The 18,721-nt window shown below is 45.8% G+C and carries 15 protein-coding genes; 9 read left to right on the top strand and 6 right to left on the bottom strand.

Annotation, left to right across the window (positions count from 1 at the left end):
• Window positions 1-116: 116 nt before the first annotated feature.
• Window positions 117-800, bottom strand: a complete 684-nt coding sequence (locus ACJB0T_RS03655) for a LuxR C-terminal-related transcriptional regulator (RefSeq protein WP_479292790.1) — start codon at window positions 798-800, stop codon at window positions 117-119.
• 370 nt (window positions 801-1,170) lie between these two features.
• Entirely contained in the window at window positions 1,171-1,371 is a 201-nt protein-coding gene (locus tag ACJB0T_RS03660; RefSeq protein WP_112463026.1) for a restriction endonuclease subunit S, read from the bottom strand.
• A 244-nt stretch (window positions 1,372-1,615) separates the two neighbouring features.
• Between ACJB0T_RS03660 and ACJB0T_RS03665 the strand changes: the two genes are divergently transcribed.
• Genes ACJB0T_RS03665 through ACJB0T_RS03690 form a run of 6 tightly spaced genes read left to right on the top strand, consistent with a single transcriptional unit; the run spans window position 1,616 to window position 8,576 of the window.
• The gene (locus ACJB0T_RS03665) at window positions 1,616-2,572 is read left to right on the top strand and encodes an AAA family ATPase (protein WP_479292788.1); all 957 of its coding nucleotides are present in this window, start codon (window positions 1,616-1,618) and stop codon (window positions 2,570-2,572) included.
• A gap of 34 nt (window positions 2,573-2,606) precedes the next feature.
• Window positions 2,607-3,632: a DUF58 domain-containing protein gene (locus tag ACJB0T_RS03670; protein WP_479292786.1), complete on the top strand. Its 1,026-nt coding sequence runs from the start codon at window positions 2,607-2,609 to the stop codon at window positions 3,630-3,632.
• 10 nt (window positions 3,633-3,642) lie between these two features.
• On the top strand, window positions 3,643-4,164 hold the full coding sequence (locus ACJB0T_RS03675) for a DUF4381 domain-containing protein (RefSeq protein ID WP_479292784.1): 522 nt from the start codon (window positions 3,643-3,645) through the stop codon (window positions 4,162-4,164).
• Window positions 4,161-5,129, top strand: coding sequence for a vWA domain-containing protein (locus ACJB0T_RS03680; RefSeq protein ID WP_479292782.1), 969 nt, complete (start codon window positions 4,161-4,163; stop codon window positions 5,127-5,129). The genes ACJB0T_RS03675 and ACJB0T_RS03680 overlap by 4 nt, the downstream gene beginning before the upstream one ends.
• Window positions 5,122-6,963: a vWA domain-containing protein gene (locus tag ACJB0T_RS03685; RefSeq protein WP_479292781.1), complete on the top strand. Its 1,842-nt coding sequence runs from the start codon at window positions 5,122-5,124 to the stop codon at window positions 6,961-6,963. The genes ACJB0T_RS03680 and ACJB0T_RS03685 overlap by 8 nt, the downstream gene beginning before the upstream one ends.
• Before the next feature lie 5 nt (window positions 6,964-6,968).
• Entirely contained in the window at window positions 6,969-8,576 is a 1,608-nt protein-coding gene (locus tag ACJB0T_RS03690) for a BatD family protein (protein ID WP_479292779.1), read from the top strand.
• Window positions 8,577-8,647: 71 nt separating this feature from the next.
• On the opposite strand, the gene ACJB0T_RS03695 is transcribed toward ACJB0T_RS03690, so the two are convergent.
• Entirely contained in the window at window positions 8,648-9,685 is a 1,038-nt protein-coding gene (locus ACJB0T_RS03695) for a porin (RefSeq protein ID WP_479292777.1), read from the bottom strand.
• Between the two features lie 423 nt (window positions 9,686-10,108).
• On the bottom strand, window positions 10,109-11,194 hold the full coding sequence (locus ACJB0T_RS03700; protein WP_479292775.1) for a porin: 1,086 nt from the start codon (window positions 11,192-11,194) through the stop codon (window positions 10,109-10,111).
• 658 nt (window positions 11,195-11,852) lie between these two features.
• On the opposite strand from ACJB0T_RS03700, the gene ACJB0T_RS03705 reads away from it, so the two are divergent.
• From ACJB0T_RS03705 to ACJB0T_RS03715, 3 genes are all read left to right on the top strand, one after another.
• Window positions 11,853-12,875 carry a porin gene (locus ACJB0T_RS03705; protein WP_479292773.1) on the top strand — a complete coding sequence of 341 codons (1,023 nt, stop codon included), beginning with the start codon at window positions 11,853-11,855 and terminating at the stop codon, window positions 12,873-12,875.
• Window positions 12,876-13,080: 205 nt separating this feature from the next.
• Window positions 13,081-14,106, top strand: a complete 1,026-nt coding sequence (locus ACJB0T_RS03710; protein WP_479292771.1) for a porin — start codon at window positions 13,081-13,083, stop codon at window positions 14,104-14,106.
• Window positions 14,107-14,407: 301 nt separating this feature from the next.
• On the top strand, window positions 14,408-15,457 hold the full coding sequence (locus ACJB0T_RS03715; RefSeq protein WP_479292770.1) for a porin: 1,050 nt from the start codon (window positions 14,408-14,410) through the stop codon (window positions 15,455-15,457).
• A gap of 465 nt (window positions 15,458-15,922) precedes the next feature.
• On the opposite strand, the gene ACJB0T_RS03720 is transcribed toward ACJB0T_RS03715, so the two are convergent.
• Together ACJB0T_RS03720 and yfcC are read right to left on the bottom strand one after the other, a co-directional pair.
• Window positions 15,923-16,921 carry a succinylglutamate desuccinylase/aspartoacylase family protein gene (locus ACJB0T_RS03720; RefSeq protein WP_479292769.1) on the bottom strand — a complete coding sequence of 333 codons (999 nt, stop codon included), beginning with the start codon at window positions 16,919-16,921 and terminating at the stop codon, window positions 15,923-15,925.
• 66 nt (window positions 16,922-16,987) lie between these two features.
• Window positions 16,988-18,463: a putative basic amino acid antiporter YfcC gene (yfcC, locus tag ACJB0T_RS03725; protein ID WP_479294523.1), complete on the bottom strand. Its 1,476-nt coding sequence runs from the start codon at window positions 18,461-18,463 to the stop codon at window positions 16,988-16,990.
• Between the last annotated feature and the right edge of the window lie 258 nt (window positions 18,464-18,721).

The following is an 18,721-nucleotide window of genomic DNA, read 5'->3' on the forward strand; positions in this document are numbered from 1 at the left end:
AGTAAACAGGGCTTTGTGGAAAACGGAACTTACCCTTAGCCCTGTTTTTTCTCAATATGCATAAAAAAGCGCCGCTTTCTGCTAGAAGTAGCGCTTATCGGTTTTGTCTAGTTAAACTACTGAACAAACTCGCTAGACGCTACGTTGTTCTTCACCCAAAGCAACGCTTGCAAGCGGTTTTTCACTTTTATCTTTTTGAAAGCGTTGTGAAGATGTGCTTTAACCGTATTTTCACTGACAAAAAGGGTGTCAGCTATCTCAGTATTGGAAGCACCATCACCGAGTAGTTTAATGATTTGCTGCTCGCGCTTAGTAAGCTTTGTGTAATAAGGGCTGGTTTTTGCACATTGCCTGCGACGATAGAAGTGCACATATTCATAAACCAACTTGCGGCTCATCCATAATTCGCCGTCTAAAATCCGAGAAAAGCCATTCACTAAAGTATCTATCGTGTCGGAATCATAAAATACTCCCACCAGATTCTGCCACTTAAGCATGTCCGCATGGGCGAGCATCTTCGGTGCGTTAAGTAATATTTCCTTCGTATAGCGTTCGACATTTTCAATCACCTCGATATACCGTGCTACGTCGCTTCTGCCAATCGTGGCGTAATCGATAATGACAAACTCTGTATCACGCCCTAATGAATCGTCGCGAGCCTCGCATAGTTTCTCTGGCGATACTAAACGTATCTTTAGCGGTACTTTTTGTTCGATTGAATCTTTAAGGAGGCTCGACTGAAGGCTATTACCAGCCAGCAAGATCGCATGTTTGCGGCCATTATCTTCAGCTTGAGACATAATGAACTCCTTTCCTATAAACAAATCCCTCCGACAAAGTATAACAAACTCAGTGCACCTGTCTTACCACCTAAATGACGATAACTCGCCTTCAGCCCTTGTCATCACTAGCGTTGAACAAATAGTCTCACTAGTGAGATTATTCAAAGATCCTTCCTAAGTTGCAGTATGATACTAATGAGTCCATGCTAACTCGATATCGCTAACAGGCATGTGGTGAGCTAAGAATTGCTGTAATGCACAAAACAAATGTGTCTAATAAACATTAAGATAGAAGTAAGTCGCGAGAAAAGCCAGAAGCGAAACATTTGACATAAATAGGAGGGACGACACAGTACCAAGTCGAACTTGAACTGTGTCGAAAAATAGATTAATGAATAGGTGTCTGGTTATCTTTATTAAATTTACCAAAGTACTGCTCAAGTACTTCTGGCGTCAACTTGCCTTCTGCTTCTAGTCGCTTTAGCTCTGCCGCAATTTCGCGCTGCTCTTCAATCGATGGCAATGCCACCTCAGGCTCAGATTCTACTTGAGAAGCCATTTGCTCTAGCTCTTTCTCAAAATCGCTCATAATGATTAACCTCATCAATACTTGTAAACTGGGGCGATTGTACTCGTTTTAGCGAGTGGGTACCAACTTTGCGGAGCCTACTACGCAACTGTTTACTTTTGCATCATTTTGCTACTGAAGTTTTGATTGCCCCCCAAAAAGCTATATATTTACAAAACAATGACCTAGAGTACGGAACTTTTCGCACTTCCACTTTTCTATGTTCTTATCTATGCTCTCATACCTGCAATAAGGAATTTTCATCATGCCAGCTCAGTCTTTCCAACAACTACAACATTACTTGCAATCCCAAGTTATTGGTCAAGACAACCTTGTCACGCAGTTACTCATCGCCCTACTCGCCGATGGCCATATTTTGGTTGAAGGTCCTCCGGGGCTTGCTAAGACACGTGCCGTGAAATCTCTGGCTGATTGCCTTGAAGGCAGCTTTCATCGTGTTCAGTTTACACCGGACCTTCTACCTTCTGATCTTACTGGTACCGACATCTATCGACCAGAAACCGGAGAGTTTCAATTTAAGGCAGGGCCAATCTTTCACTCCTTGATCCTTGCTGATGAAGTCAACCGAGCACCCGCAAAGGTACAAGCGGCGATGCTTGAGGCGATGGCAGAAAAGCAAATCAGTGTCGGTCAAACGACCTACGCACTTCCTGAACTGTTTTTGGTGATGGCGACTCAAAACCCTATTGAGCAAGAAGGTACCTATCCGCTGCCAGAGGCGCAACTTGACCGCTTTTTACTTCATTTAGAAGTGGACTATCCAAATGAAGAAAGTGAACTTGCCATACTCAGGCTTAACCGAGGTGAAGCTCAGGGTGAATGGCAACAGTTTGAAGAAAAAATCAGCCAAGAGACCATCTTTAAAGCGCGCCAAGAAGTGCTCTCTATCCATATGGCTGAGGCTATTGAGCGATACATCGTTCGCTTGGTGATGGCGACTCGTCAACCAAATACCTACAGTCAAAAACTCGCCAATTGGGTTGAAATGGGGGTCAGCCCACGCGCTACTATAGCGTTAGACCGAGCTGCCCGAGCGCACGCTTGGCTCGCTGGCCGTGATTTTGTAAGCCCGGAAGATGTTCATCAAGTGATTTATCCAGTACTTCGCCATCGCTTACTGCTTACGTACCAAGCACAAGCGGAAGGTGTGACTGGAAATGCGGTCATTGAAGAACTTCTCAATACCGTGGCGTCAGCGTAATGGCGGCGCACGTTAGAAATTTTGGGAACAGCGTATGTTGAGTCAACTTAAGTCAGCACTGTCTCACAGAGTATCTAGAAAGCGTAGTCCCAAAGAGACGCTTCAGCAGCTGATAGAAAATGGAAAGATCCCAAAGGCCACCAATGGAGTGACCGTCTCCGTTGAAGAGCTGTGTTTTTATCAAACACACAGCCTACGTTGGCAACCGCCAGCAAAGAGTATTTGGTCACAGCTCAATGGTGCCCATGCCAGTCCTCGAAAAGGTCGGGGTATGACGTTTTCTGAGGTAAGACAGTATCAAGCAGGGGACGACGTTCGCCAAATTGACTGGCGAGTGACGGCTCGCACTGGCAAGGTACACACCAAGCTATTCACCGAAGAGCGTGAGCGCCCAGTCGTTTTGTTTATCGATTTAACAACGAGTATGCTCACTGGTACAAAGCTACTGCTCAAGTCGGTGCAACAATGCCATTTGGCGGCACTATTGGCGTTTGTAGCGCTTGGCAGTAAAGACCGCGTGGGGGCAGTAATTAGGGTTGGCTCAGAACTTATCGAAATTAAGCCATCGAGCTCTCGAACGTCAATCATGCGATTACTTAGTCAATTGTGCGAGCTGCACAATCACTTCTTGCATCAAACAGCTTCATTACAAGTTGAGTCACTCACCAACGGGAACCGCGGGCTGAACGACCCATTCATTGCTTTGAGTAACTTATGTAAAAAAGGCAGTGAGGTGATTATAGTGAGTGATTTTTCTCAGCTCAAGATGACAGAGTTGCAAGCAATGGCTCGTTTGGCGCAGCACAACCGAGTAAGAGCAGTACAGGTCTTTGATCCTATTGAAACAGGACAAACCCATGCACGAGGCACGCAAAAAGTCATCGCCAAACACCAAGCGCTATCACTCGACTTCTCAAGTTCCGGTGTGAAACGCCACATATCAGAGGCTTTTAATACTCAAAACCAACAATTGTCAGCAGAACTGTCAAAAAGCGGGATCGCGCTATCTCTGATTTCAAGCGGCAACCCTCTACTTTCTCAACTCATTCGTTTTAATTAGTACCATCATTATGAACGCATCAACGCAAAGCCAATCCATTCCTTTAAAGCCACTGCATCTGCCAACTGAGCCGGGAATCTGGCCTCTTCCTTGGGGGTACTGGGCGATAATCGCAGTTGTTATGACCACGGTTTTATTGTTGATTTGGCTAACACGCAGCTACAAACGCAAAGCTCGCGCCAAAAAGGCCGCACTCAAGCTAATTGCAAGTCATAACGGCTCAACACCGTCTGCTGCACTGGAGATTGTTAGGCAAGCTGCCCTTAGCTATTTTCCTCGTGAAGACATTGCCAAGCTCAGTGGTGAGCAGTGGTTAGCATTTCTTGATTCACAGCTAGATAGTCCTCGGTTTAAAGCCAACTCCCTACAGTGGCAACAGGCGCTTTACCGAAAACCTACCAATATCCAAACGATCAACAACAATGACAACGACGGCGCACAAGAGGATCTAGAATTGATCAGCGATTGCCTTCACTGGGTGCAATATGCCCTTCCTCCCAAGCGTAAGTTCAAAAATTGGAAGGCATCATGAGCGGATTGAGTTTTGAATGGTGGTGGATGTTTCTTGCACTTCCATTGCCGCTGATCGTATATCGTTTGCGCTCTGCACCAGTTTCGCGAGTTCAAGTGACATTGCCACACATGGATGGCGTCACTGCCCATGTCAATCAACGCGACAAGCTGTGTAAGCTTTTGGCGGTATTGACATGGATAGCCATGATTACCGCGAGCGCAAGGCCCGTTTGGTATGATGAGCCCATCACAGTCTACCCTAAGCATCGCGACATGATGCTCGTCATTGATCTCTCCTATTCAATGTCTCGTGAAGACATGAGGCATGAGGGCGATTATGAGGATCGTCTCTCTACGGTAAAACGTGTGGTCTCGGACTTTGTTGAGCGTCGAGAAGGTGACCGATTGGGGCTTGTCTATTTTGCTGACCACGCTTATTTACAAACACCACTCACCTTTGATCGCAAAGCGATTCAAACCCAGCTCAACCAAACCGTTCTCAAGCTCATTGGCACCCAAACCGCGATTGGTGATGGTATTGGGCTTGCGACGAAAACCTTTATCGATGGCGACGCCCCACAACGCGTTATGATCCTACTCAGCGACGGCAGTAACAACGCCGGTGTCCTCGATCCTATTAAAGCGGCTGAAATTGCCAAGCGCAATGACACCACCATCTATACCATCGGCATTGGCGCAGGTGAGATGCAGGTGCGAGAGTTCTTTATGACGCGCACGGTTAACACCGCAGAAGATCTCGATGAAAGAGCGCTTATCGATATCGCAAAGCTCACAGGGGGTCAGTACTTCCGTGCGAGAGATGCGAAAGAGCTCAACACCATTTACGATACCATCAATGCACTGCAACCGGTTCAGAAGGCGACCCAATCATGGCGACCACGCACTGAGTGGTTCCCACTTCCAGCCACTGTCGGCCTGATTTGCATCGTGCTCATGACCATTATTAGGAGAAATGATGTCTGATTTTCAGTTTCTCTATCCTCAAATGCTATGGCTACTCCTACCTACAATCGGCCTGTTGTTTTGGCTCACAACAAGCCAACGCTCCACGGGGATCATAGCGACGCACCTAGCAAAAGCTCTAGGACAAAACCGTAAAAAAGGGGCGAACCTCTATTGGCTTTCTCCGCTTCTCATGGTGACTATCATCGCCTTAGCTGGGCCCAGTTTTGGTAACGCAGAAAAGCCCGGGGCACAATCGGCGAATGCGCGAGTGTTGGTACTGGATATGTCTCAATCGGTTTACGCCAACGACATCAAACCCAATCGTCTGGCGCAAATACGCTATAAAGCGCTCGATATTCTGCCTCTTTTCAATCAAGGACAAACCGGCCTAGTTGCCTACGCAGGCGATGCCTATACGCTCAGCCCGCTAACTAGCGATGCGGCCACGCTTTCGAATGCCATTCAATACTTGTCTCCAGAGATTATGCCCTTTCAAGGCGCCCGAGCGGACCTTGCCGTCAAACAAGCGGTAAGTCTGATGGAACAAGCTGGCATGACTCAAGGTGAGATAGTGCTGTTTGCTGATGACCTCAGTCCAAGCGAGTCCAAACAGATCGAAAAGCAGCTTTCCGGTAAGGCATTTACCCTGTCCATTCTTGCATTTGGCAGCCAAAGTGGTGCGCCGATCCCGCTTACCGATGGTACTTTACTTACCGATAGTCGAGGCAACACCGTCGTCGCCAAGACCTCATACGGTGAAATGCGTCAGCTCGCTAAATCCGCAGGCGGCCAATTTTCGAGTTATCAGAGTGACAACACAGATATCGAGCATTTAGTGAAAGCCTCTCGTTATCAACAGGTCTCTGGCGAGCAAAGCCAAACACTCGATGTTCCCATCAACCACGGTTTTTGGTTGATGCCGCTCGTAGTGTTTCTGGTTCTACCGTTATTTCGTAGAGGCTTCCTATTTTCCTTATATGGCGCTCTGCTGCTCTCTGCAGCTTACGCACCACCCTCTCAGGCTTCTTTGCTCGATAGTGCTTTTAGCAACCGAGATCAAAGAGGCGCTGAAGCTTTTGACCAAGGTAACTATCGGCAAGCAGCCGAACTGTTTGACGACGCTCGTTGGAAAGCGGCAGCTCATTACAAAGCGCAAGAGTATCAAGCTGCCATTGACGCGCTTGAAGGACTCTATAACGTTGACGACCTCTACAATAGAGGCAATGCCCTAGCGCAATCTGGGGAGATTGAGGCGGCGATGGAGGCCTATCAAGAGGTTTTGAAAACAGAACCTAACCACCAAGATGCGAAATACAACCTAGAGCTTATGCAGCAACAGCAACAGCAACAGCAACAGCAACAGCAACAGCAACAGCAACAAAAGTCTGAAGGCGATGCGGAGGGCAATCAAGGCCAGCAACAAAAAGAAGCCAATCACAGCGACAGTGCCTCACAAGACAGTCAATCTCAAGATCAATCAAATGACGCTCAAAGTGAAGAAACATCGCAAAGCGATGCTTCCAGTGAAAGTGATTCTGAGTCTAATCAGCAGAGAGAAGGTGGAGAAGCGCAACAAGAGCCGAATCAACAAGGCGCCAATCAATCACAGGAAGTGCAATCACCTTCAACTAATCAAGAGCCTGTAAACAGCAGTATGCCTCAGTCATCTGATGAAACAAAAGAACCAAGCCAAGCAACAACGTCGGCAAGCCAACAGCAGGAAGCCAACACCGATTTACGCCAACTCGAACAAGTAGAGAGCGTGCGCGACCCAAGTTTACTTCTTAAAGCACAAATGTTACTTCAAGCAAAAGAGAAACCGGCTCCGTCTGCAACGGACAACAACTGGTAGTAAGAATGAAATTGAATCAACTATGTACAAATCTCGCCATCGCACTGCTGACCATGACCAGCAGCTTTGCGGCCATGGCCCTCAATGTCACCGCCAGCGTGACCAAAACCAGCGTCAGCAAGGACGAGGTGATCCAGCTTAAAGTCGTGGCTGATGAAAAGCTAGATGGCAGCAAGGTCAATTTTGATGCACTGAGCGATGACTTTTTTATGGGAAGACCCAGCTTTAGTTCATCGGTCAATATTCTCAACGGTACTCGCCGTGACAGCAGTGTATGGACCATTGCTATCGCACCGCAACGTTTAGGACGGCTCACTATCCCAAGTTTCGATGTCGATGGCGTCACCACAGCGCCCATTACTCTGACCGTAACTGTGGATGACCAAACGCCTACCTCAGACGAACTGATTGAAGTGCGAACTCAGATTGGCAAAGCAGAGCTCTACCCAAAGGAGAGTACCACTCTCGATGCACGCATCATCGTCAAGGTCGATCCTAGAATGTTGCAAAACCCATCCCTGAGCGACCCTATCGCCTCGGGGCTTGATATCGCAGCAATTGGAGATCCGAAGCAATATCAAGCGGTTTTGGACGGAGTTGAGGTGTTAATTGTTGACCAAAGCTATCGCGTTACCGCCAAACAAAGTGGCGAATACACCATTGTTGCTCCCACTCTGCGTGGCGGCGTATTATATAGCAATCAGCGTGGTGGCAGCACCAAAATCTTAAGTCTTGATGCTAAAGCGCCGGAAGTAATCCTATCTGTGCTCCCAATTCCAGAAGACTACAACGGCATTTGGTTACCAACACCTTCGCTTAAAGCTGCACAAACATGGATGTTAGATAACGGCGAATCCATAACCTCGGACTCCGTGAGTATTCAAACGGGCAACGCTTTAACTCGAACCCTGTCGATAACGGCCGAGGGGGCATCAGCAGAACAGATGCCAGAACTCACTATTCGTAATCCAGATGCGTTTAGAGTCTATCCAGAGAAGCCAAGTTTCACAGACAATGGGGATGGCTCGGTCACCATGACATTGAAGCAAGTCTTGATCGCCAAATCACCACAAATCGTTACGCTGCCAAGTGTAGATATTCAGTGGTGGGATACAAAGTCCAAACAAGCCGCCACGACTACGCTTTATGGACTAGATGTAGAGATCACGCCGAGTGAAGATAGCTTCGCAGTATCACCGACATCTTCCACTCCCCCGCCACCTTCCGTCGTCATCCACAATTCTGGGATCTGGCCTTGGCTGACAGCGCTATTTGCAGCGCTGTGGTTGGCATTTATGGGGCTCTGGATGAAAGAGAAACGTCGCTCGGCATTGCCGCTAACATCAACCCACAAACCACAAGCATCGAAGCACAAACTGATTCAAACAGTGAAAGTTGGAGACGTAATAGCAGCGCACGCTCAGTTTGAGCAACTGTGTAAAGAAGAGCATTTTTCTCAAGCGTCGATTTTAGCTGTTAAGCGAGAGCTCAATGCAATGGGTAAGAGTGCTTTGGGGCTGCAATCTACGGATTGGGACAACCGCCAATTGTTAACGTTGATTGATGCTATGGAAGTGGAAACGAATGAGGGTGGCGTGTTAGCTAGGCTCTGAGCAAATAAAAGAGATCAAAAACTTGAAAAGGCGCTCATTGTGAGCGCCTTTTGTCTAATCAAACTAAGTGATTATAGGTAGAAACGACCACCAAGTAGGAATTCGTCGTTGCGAGTTTTCTTGTACTCAGAACCTTCACCTTGGTTGTCAATTTTATAACCAGTGAATGCGCGGAAACGTGGAGAAAGTGGGTATTCAACAGATACAGAAGTCTCAGACTTCATGCGAAGGTCTAGAACAGCATCTTGTGTTTCTTCATGCTTTGCGATTAGGTTTAGACCATTGTCCAGAGCGTAAGCTAGGATTGAATCCATAGATTTAGTATCTGTTAGACCCTGGAAACCTTTTTTCATGTTCTCTGCGTCTTGGTATGTTGCAGCAACATAAAGACCTTGACCAAATGTACCGTATTTACCAGATACTGCGTAAGCGCGAGCTTTTTTCGTTGCTGATGCTGCAGATTCTTTGATATCACCAGTGTTAACAGCTGCGTTAACTTGGAAGCCAGCAATATTATAGCCTAGGCGAGCTTGCGTACGTGCGCCATAATCAACACCGTCCTCATCGCTCTTAGCACCTTGCCATCCAGCACCAAACTCTAGCGAGCCTGCATCACCAAAGTCGAACGCGTTAGAGTAAGCAGCAAGGTTTTCACCACGAGCTGTACCTAGTTTACCTTGGTTCTCGTAAACAAAGTCATTTGACCAAGCAATTGGCTGATCCACAACCGCAGCTGCACCCATGTAGTACTGTGACCATTGAGTACCAAGCGCTAAACGACCTGCAGTTTCGTGTGTAAGACCGATGTAACCTAGACGAGTAGTGAATGCATTTTCGCCACCGTTTTCCATGTTGATTGCCCACTCACCTTTCATGTCAGCTTTAAGGCCGTTACCTAGATCAGTGATTGCTTCGAAGTTAATACGTGGAGCTTTTTCGTTTTGAACTACAGCGCCTGCTCTTTTACCTGATTCGTCGCTTTTAAAAGCAACTGTTGCGTGGCCGCCGATAGATGCAGTTGTAGTACCATCGTTGAATACTTCTAGAGCGTTAGCTTGAGTACCGATTGCTGCTGCAGTAACAGCAAGAGCTAGTAGAGTTTTGTTCATAATAACTTCCATATGACAGTTTCATACCCGAGCGCTTCTCTCTATTCATACAAGTGAAAAGCAAAGCTCAAGTAGTAGGGTGTTAATTGCACTACTCTGAACACTCTTATTGATAGAGTGCTCATTTGTTTGCGATATGGAGTTACTTTAAACGGGAAGTTCCGCGATGTTGCGTGAAATAAAATGAAGAGTTAAAAAACCCACCAAAAGGCATGTTTTTTCTTTAAATTCAAGAACATAAAACCCTAGAATTGAGGCAACCTGAGTAAACGCCAGCTTTTGTAAGATATTTTTACCTTTTGTGCATTTTTTCTACAAATGCCATCAGTAAGTGCTATTTAATGTAATTATGAGTTTATTTTTGGGACATAAAAAACCCGCTCAAACGAGCGGGCTTCTGAATAAAAAGACTAACCGTTTCTATTATAGGAAGAAACGTACGCCAGCTGCGTATTGATTGTCTTTGTCTGTTTTGTATTCGCCAGAACCTTGTAGGTCAAACTGGTATGCTACGAAAGCACGTACGCGTGGGTGAATATCGTACTCAGCTTGGATAGCAGAAGTAGAGTAAACCGTTTCGCTTGCTTTGCTGTCTTCTACTTGCTCGTAGTTGATGCTTAGGTTTAGACTGTTTGATAGGCCGTAAGCAAGAATTGCTTCGTATGCTTTGCTGTCTTCAAGCAGACCAGTTGCAGTTGTGTTACCAGCTGTAGCAACAGGAGCATTGTTCATGAATTTGTTGTCAGCATAAACACCAGCTACGTATAGACCTTTGCCGTATGTACCGTAGTTAGCAGAAACTACGTGAGATTCAGCTTTCTCTTTGTCAGCGCCATCCTTGATGTCGCCGCCAGTGTATGCGTAGTTAAGACCTAGGCCGACGATCTCGTAGCCTAGAGCAACTTGGAAACGATCTTCAACATCTACAGTAGTAGTGTTTACTGGCTTACCAGAACCGTCTACTTCTTCGAATGCAGTAGCAGAAGAGTCACCCTGCCACGCTAGACCAAAATTAAGTGCACCAGCGTTGTCAAAATCGTAACCATTTGTGTATGCAACCATACCGTTTGCACGACCAGTACCGAATGCACCGTGGTTGTCGTATAGGAAATCGTTCGCGAATGCGATAGGCAGGTCAGCAACGCCTGCAGCAGCGTAGTATGGTGACCATTGTGTACCAGCAGCTAGACGACCGTAATCAGCGTGAGAAACACCGATGTAACCTAGACGAGTAGTGAATGAATTCTCACCACCGTTTAGCATATTTAGCGCCCACTCACCTTTAACGTCAGCTGTGAAGCCGTTACCTAGGTCTTGAGTTGCTTCCATGTTGATACGTGGAGATTTTTCGTCTACAGCGAAGTTATCTTCGTCACCACCAGCAACGCCAACAGTTGCGTGACCGCCAATAGTAAAAGTAGAACCGTCGTTGTTGTATAGCTCAACTGCTTGTGCAGTAGTACCGAATGCAGCAGCTGCCACTGCTAGTGCGATAAATTTTTTGTTCATTGGGATTTCCATATTTCAATTTTTTTGCATCATCTCGATGGATGACATCACGCTCATTAAGAGGTTACGCACACAGACATAACACCCATGCATGCAACCCACCTTGATGTAACGCTGGATTAACATGACGAGAATCACTCTAACCTCAAAGCTCCCAAAGACTTCATAAAAAGACGTAAAACATTAAAAACACTGTTTTCTATTTAAATAAAACCAACAAATACAGCAATTTATGAAAACAACAAAAATCATAAAGCATTATAAAAACAGCCTTCAACTCAGTGATTTTTAGCTATTTTAGATCTTTTAGGGTGTATTTTGTGATATTACGCACCCTAATTTGTTTAAATTTCAAACAAGTCTAATTAACTATTGAATCAGTAAAACAACGGTTTAAGTCAGACATATCAGAGCCTACCTTGCTAGCACGGTACTTAGAGAACGCACACTTGGAGAAATGAGTTACAAAACTACTAATGAACTGGGTGATATATGAGCATCAGATCACAAAATTACAGATAAGATGGAACTTTACACCAATCGGTGAGGAAACATTCAAAAGGCGTCCTATCCTTCAAGTAGATCGTTTTTAGAGTGGTATCGGAGCGATCTCGCAGTGGAAACATTGCAGTGGTTAAAATAATTAAAGGATAGAATTATGAAAATGGCAGCCATCGCTACGGCGATTACAACAGCACTCGTCTCTGGTTCAGCACTTGCAGCAGAGGTTTATAGCTCAGATGGCACATCTCTAAGTATTGGTGGTCGTGCGGAATTCCGTGGTGATTTCCAGGGGCAAGACAGTGGTGCTAAACTTGATGGTACTATGCAAAACAAGTCACGTGTTCGTGTGAACGTAGGTGGTGAAACGCAGATCACCAGCGATCTGAGTGGTATTGCTTTTTATGAGGCAGAGCAGACTGTGAATTCAGATGGCTCTAACTCACAAAACCCTACTTTTAAACAGCGTTACATGTACGCTGGTTTAGGCTCTGGGAACAATGTTGTCACCTTTGGTAAGCAAGATGCAGCAACTGTCCAGATCTCGCAAATGTCAGATAATGTCTCTACGCACAGTGGTATTCAAAAAACCTATATTGAAGCGGGTGACGAGCAAATCAATAACGCTATCAACTATTCCGGATATTTCATGGATGCTCTGTCTGTAAAAGCTAGTTTGTTAGCATCAAGTGAATCAAACGAAGATGGTTATGCGCTTTCAGGCCTTTACACATTCCCATTCGGTCTAGGTGTTGGCTTGGGTTATGCCGCCAATGAGAACGATGGTAATCAAGACTCTAAACAGTTCATCGGCGGCTTAAACTACAAATGGGAAGGCCTCTATGTAGCCGCAACTTATACGCAAGGTGAAGGGTCGAAAAAAGCCTCTGGCGATAACGATTTCACTGGCTATGAGTTCGTTGCTCATTACCTCTTTGAAAACAACTTCCAAGCCCTAGTTGGGTACCAAAAAGGTGAAATCGATAAGTCTGGCGCAGCTAAATACGATGTCAGTGATTACTATGAGCTGACGGGTATCTACTACTTCAATAGCTCATTAAGAACCTATATCACTTATAAGATTAACAACCTAGAGGCTGGTGATCAGATTGGCGATACGCAACCGGCTTTAGTAGACGCAGACAATTCACTACGTCTAGGTCTACGTTACGACTTCTAACCCACCGGGTTAACCAATACATAAGGGCGAGTTCACTCGCCCTTCTCTTTTGTCTCAAATCAACCATCACTTCACTCACTAGAAAACTTCATTTAAATCACAACGTAATATAACTCACATTTATCTGTCACAAGAAAACCATACCTTATCTGCAACCAAACAAAGACATGAAGTCTTGTCATCCATACAAAAAGGTAAAGAGAAAATGAAAAAGGCAGTTCTAGCGAGTGCAGTGGTTGCAGCAATGGCATCAGGTTCAACTCTGGCGGCTGAAGTGTATAGCAAAGACGGTACGACTCTAAAAGTCGGTGGTCGTGCTGAGTTTCGTGGTGACTTTCAAGGTACATCTTCTGGTAAAGAGCTAGAAGGCACTATGGACAATAAATCTCGCTTTCGTCTGAATGTTGGCGGTGAAACCCAAATCTCTGACAACCTTACGGGTTTCGGTTTTTACGAGGCTGAGCAGTCGGTTGGTAACTCTTCGGGTAACGAAGGAACCAAAGAGTTCAAGCAGCGTTACATGTATGCAGGTCTTGGCACTCAGTTTGGTGCGTTCTCATTCGGTAAGCAAGATACCGCTAACGTTCAGGTATCTAAAATGACGGATATCGGCACGCACACGAACACGAACAAAGACTTCATCTCTGCGGGTGATGAGCAAGTTAACAACACCATCAAGTACACTGGCGACTTTATGGATGCATTAGTGGTTGAAGCTGATTTCGTGGCAAGTGACGAGAAAAGTAACAACGCTTACGGTCTGTCTGGTATTTACCAGCTGCCAATCGGCCTAGGTATCGGTCTTGGCTACTCCGCTGGTGATCTTGGCGAAACACTAGGTCAAGATAACGGCAGTTCAAGCCAATTTATTGGCGGCCTAAGTTATGAGATTGGCTCGTTCTACATTGCGGGTTCGTACACTCAGGGTGACATCAACGACAAAGCAACTAGTACTGACGCAAAAGAGTTTACAGGTACTGAACTCGCTGGTCACTATAAATTTGGCAACGGTTTCCGTGTCATCGCAGCCTACGCTAAGTCAGAAGAAAAAGCAGACAATGGTGATAAGACTAACACCAATGACTTTGTAGAGCTGACTGCGCGTTATGATTTCAACAAGAGTATTCGCACTTACGCATCTTACAAAATCAATAACTTGAAAGCAGATAGCTCAACTCTGGCTGAAGATGCCGACAACTCACTACGTCTAGGCCTACGCTACAACTTCTAAAGTAAGGCCTATACTTTCCTCATACCAATGCCCGAGAAGATTTTCTCGGGCATTTTTCATTTAAAGCAAAACCATACAAAGGGAAGCATATAATCAGCCAACCTCGAATCACAAGCATCAGTAACAACCCTCCTCAATACCTCATTACAACAACAACTCACAATGCATAACACATTGAAAACAATATTTAATATGTATTTTTCTCTTAATCAAACTGAAATATAAGCTTAATAAACGCCGCATACCTTAGCCTCAACTTTGAGTACATAACCTCACTTTTGATAACCAAGGTATTTAGAAAATGAAAAAAGCAGTATTGGCAAGTGCAATTGTTTCAGCATTGATGTCTGGCATGGTAGGTGCGGCGGAAGTTTACAACAGCGAAGGCACTTCTTTGGAAGTTGGCGGTCGTATGGAGTTTCGTGGCGACTTTGGCGGTGATGACAGCGGCAAGAAAATCGATGGTTCAATGAAAAATAAGAGCCGTGCTCGTTTAAACATCAAAGGTAAAACCGAGATCTCTGAAAACCTAACCGGTTTCGGCAAGTATGAAGTTGAGCATGCAGTTAATAACAGTGCTGGCAAAGACGATGGCACAAACGTTGCCGACAGTAACAAAACCAACTTCAAACAGCGCTACATGTTTGCAGGTCTAGATACACAGTTTGGTGCCATTTCATTTGGTAAACAAGACACTGCTGGCGTGATCATTTCTCAAATGTCTGACAACGGTCAGATCTACACTGGTATTCAAAAAGAATTCATCAACGCGGGGAACGAGCAGGTCAACAACGTTGTTAAATACTCTGGCGAGTTCATGGATGCCCTAACCGTTGAAGCGTCTGCAATTCTTGGTTCTGGCAAGAATGAAGATGGCGCAGGTGTTGCTGCTAAGTACCAAACGTCATTTGGTCTTTCTGTTGGTCTTGGTTACGCACAGAACGGCAACGGCCAAGTAGGTGGTGTTGACAATGGCACGGCTAAGCAGACAATCGCGGGTCTTGGCTATGCTATCGGTGACCTTGAGCTAGGCGCGACTTACACCCAAGGTAAACTCGACGACAAAAAAGACACAGACTTTAAGGGTACGGAGCTTTCTGCTGCGTATGGTGTCACCGATACATTCTCGCTACTGGCGTCTTACCAAAATACAGAAAAAGACTCAGCGGATGCTAACTCTGGCGAAGAGAAAACCAACTTCTACGAGCTAACAGGTCAGTACAAGTTCAACAGCAACCTACGTACTTACCTCGCGTTCAAGCTGAACAACCTGAAGAAGGGCGAATCAGCTAAGTTGAACGATGTTGATGCAGAGCACTCGATGCGACTTGGTGTACGTTACGACTTCTAATGGCGTAACGTTGCATCTAAACCACTGCCAACGCTTTGGCTAGGAGCTTAGGAATCTAGAGACCTAGCAAAGTAGCTAAATAGCTAAATAGCTAAATAGCTAAATAGCTTCCGTATTTTAAGGCTGAGCATCTCGCTCAGCCTTCCCTATTTTAGTGCAAATGCACCAGCCCACACCTACTCGTCGATATCCAGTCAAGCCAACTCTAGTTAGAACTGAATAAAATCAATATCTTATGAATCGAATCACTTTTGGCACGACTACTGCTTTAGTAGTAGGGACAAATGCTGGCAGCATTTGCACTTATCGGTCTCGGTGTTGGTCGGGTTGCTTTTTTAGAGGGAGAAGGTGACTTGATAAACACACTCTAGGCAGAAGGGACTTTATAAGTGGTCACTATTTGCCTCCCCAGAGCGAAACTAGGGGAGGTTTTTTTTGTCTTGATTTTGGCTATCGTGCTTACAACTATTGGATCAACCGAACAACCAAAGCGCCCGGATCACGTAGGCTATCCACGTTGTAGCTGAGCACTGTACCGGCATGAGGTGCATAATATTGATCGAGTACTTGACCAAAAGCATCGTATTGCGTTGCTACTAACTGGTCTTTCTCCACCTGTTGTAATAACTCTACCTGAGGGATAACAAACCCGCCTTGGCGTGCGCGTACGGTAGTAATGCTCTGCCCTTCTACCGCGCAAGCTAGCACTTCTGGCGCACTTCCTGTCATTAAACCATGACGAGTTAGTATCTGTTTAACACCTTCAACCGTTCGCTCAATGAGCTCAGGCTGAGTGACCTTACCCATCCCTACTTCAATAGTAATGCTCGGCACACCCGAGCTATTCCATACCGTTTCAAGTACACCTGCGTCGCCCGGATCGTTAAGAATTACGTCTGGTTTTATCAAGCGAGCCATCTCCAGCGCAGGATCTAGCCTAAAGTCAGCAAACACATAAAGAGGATACGTAGCGCCTCGGGTTTGAGTATGCAAATCAATGGCAAACTCAGCATTGGGCTTCAGCAGTTGATTCCAAAGACGGTAGAGATATTGATTTGCCGCATCACCATCGACTTTGCCAGGAAAGAAGCGATTGAGGTTGACGGGTGACGCGTCCGGATCAGACGAGCTGAAATCACGGCTGTGACTTAAAATGCCAGGAATATTCACAGAAGGCACGATCGTAACGACGCCCGCATCCACATTGCCTTCCAGTTTTCTAGCAAGTTTATGAGCCGTTAAAATACCATTGAGCTCATCACCATGCACACCAGCGGTGATCATAAACTTAGCACCCGGGTTTTCGCCTTTTATGACGATAACGGGCAGCTGAATACCCACGCCCATCGCGTTGGTAGAAACTTGAAACCAAAACCGGTGCTCACCAGAAGGAAGCGTATCGACATCAAGTGATGTGATGGTTGGATAAGTTGGTTTGATGTGTTGTTGAGTCTGTTGTTGCATCTTTTCGCCCAATAAAAAAACAAAGCGGGACAATGCCCGCTTTTTTAAATCTTTAAGTGTCTGAGGTTACGCGAATCCAGCGAGGTGCGCACCGATAACCACAAAACTTGCTAAAACGAATAGCAGCAGTATAAAGCGCCAACAGAATTTTGCCCAGTCACCCCAATCAATACGACACACACCAAGCGTTGCCATCAGGGAGGCTGATGTTGGTACGATAACGTTAGTAAAGCCATCACCAAGCTGGAATGCCAGTACCGCAACTTGACGTGTCACACCGGCAATATCTGCCAAAGGTGCCAGCAGCGGCATGGTGAGTGCAGCTTGACCAGAACCTGACGTCACAAAGAAGTTAAATACCGACTGGAATGCATACATTAACCAAGCAGCGGCAACATCAGGCAGGCCGCTTATCATGCCACCAGCGCTGTTTAGAATAGAGTTTAGGACGCTAGACTCGTCTGTTGTACCACCACCTAAAATTAACAATACGCCTTTTGCACACCCAACAAGGATTGCCGGTGCAAGCATGATGCTTGCGCCCTCTTTGAAGGCATCAGCCATGTCATTTAGCGTCATACCGTTTAAGCGGAAAAACACACCAATAAGACCGGCCACAAAACCCATAGTAAAGAACTGAGAAGCGATTTCAGGGATGTACCAAGCGTGCATCACCACGCCCCATACTACCCATACTGTCGTTGCAACAACGGTAAGCAATACTAGCGTATCACCCAGATCCCAACGAGACTCTTTAACGGTATCCGATTGTTTTCTAAAGTAAACATCAGTACGACGGCTGTATGAAAGCTCTGGATTCGCTTTAATGCGAGAAGCATAAACCATAGTGAACACAATACCGATCACGGTAAACACTGCCCACATCACCATGCGCATCGTCATACCAGAGAGCACTGGAATTCCCGCAATACCCTGTGCTACTGCAACAGAGAAAGGGTTCATCCATGACGTTGCAAAACCAATTTGCGTCGCTACGTAGGTTACCATGACCGTAGTAATACCGTCATAACCCAAACGAACCATCAATGGGGCGATGATGATAGCAAATGCTACTGCCTCTTCACCCATACCAAAGACTGCACCGCCCAGAGAAAATAGGCCAAACAGAACGGGAATGAACAGCGCTTCACTGCCTTTGGTTTTATCGATCAGTCGTAAAATACCGTTATCGATTGTGCCTGTGCGCATCACAATGCCGAACGCACCGCCGATTACCAGCATGAACATGATCACGCCAATCGCCGATCCCCACTTTGAGCCAGACACTAAGCCTTCAAAGGCAAAGTTCATTAGGCCAATACCACCACCAGAGGCAAACAGTCCAACAGATTTGTAGACCAAATCACCATTCTCATCGGTTGCGTATTCAAATGAGTGTGGGTCGATTACGGTGCGCGTTTTTTCTGCACCATCCACTAGGTAAGTCACTTCCTGACTATCAAAATGACCCGCTGGGACGAAGTAAGTCAGCAATGTAGCTAGGATGCCGACGATAAAAATAAGAATAAGGGTATCTGGCATTTGCCAGGTTTTCGTCCCTTGTGACGCGTTTGAGGCTGCTTCAGTATGAGTATTCATAATTATGTTTTAGGTAAGCATAAAATTTGGCATAAATATCCTTTATTTAGCATAAAAAATCAACATTGGACTGAACATCATTTGAACGTTCGGATATTTAATTGATCTACCGCACTGGATTTGCCGGCTCCCTTCACCTTCCTTGATACTCTCTCTCGCTTGGTCGTTCTTAACATTCGTAGTAACATGCGGAAAAAACTA

Source organism: Vibrio sp. CB1-5, from assembly GCF_059412285.1.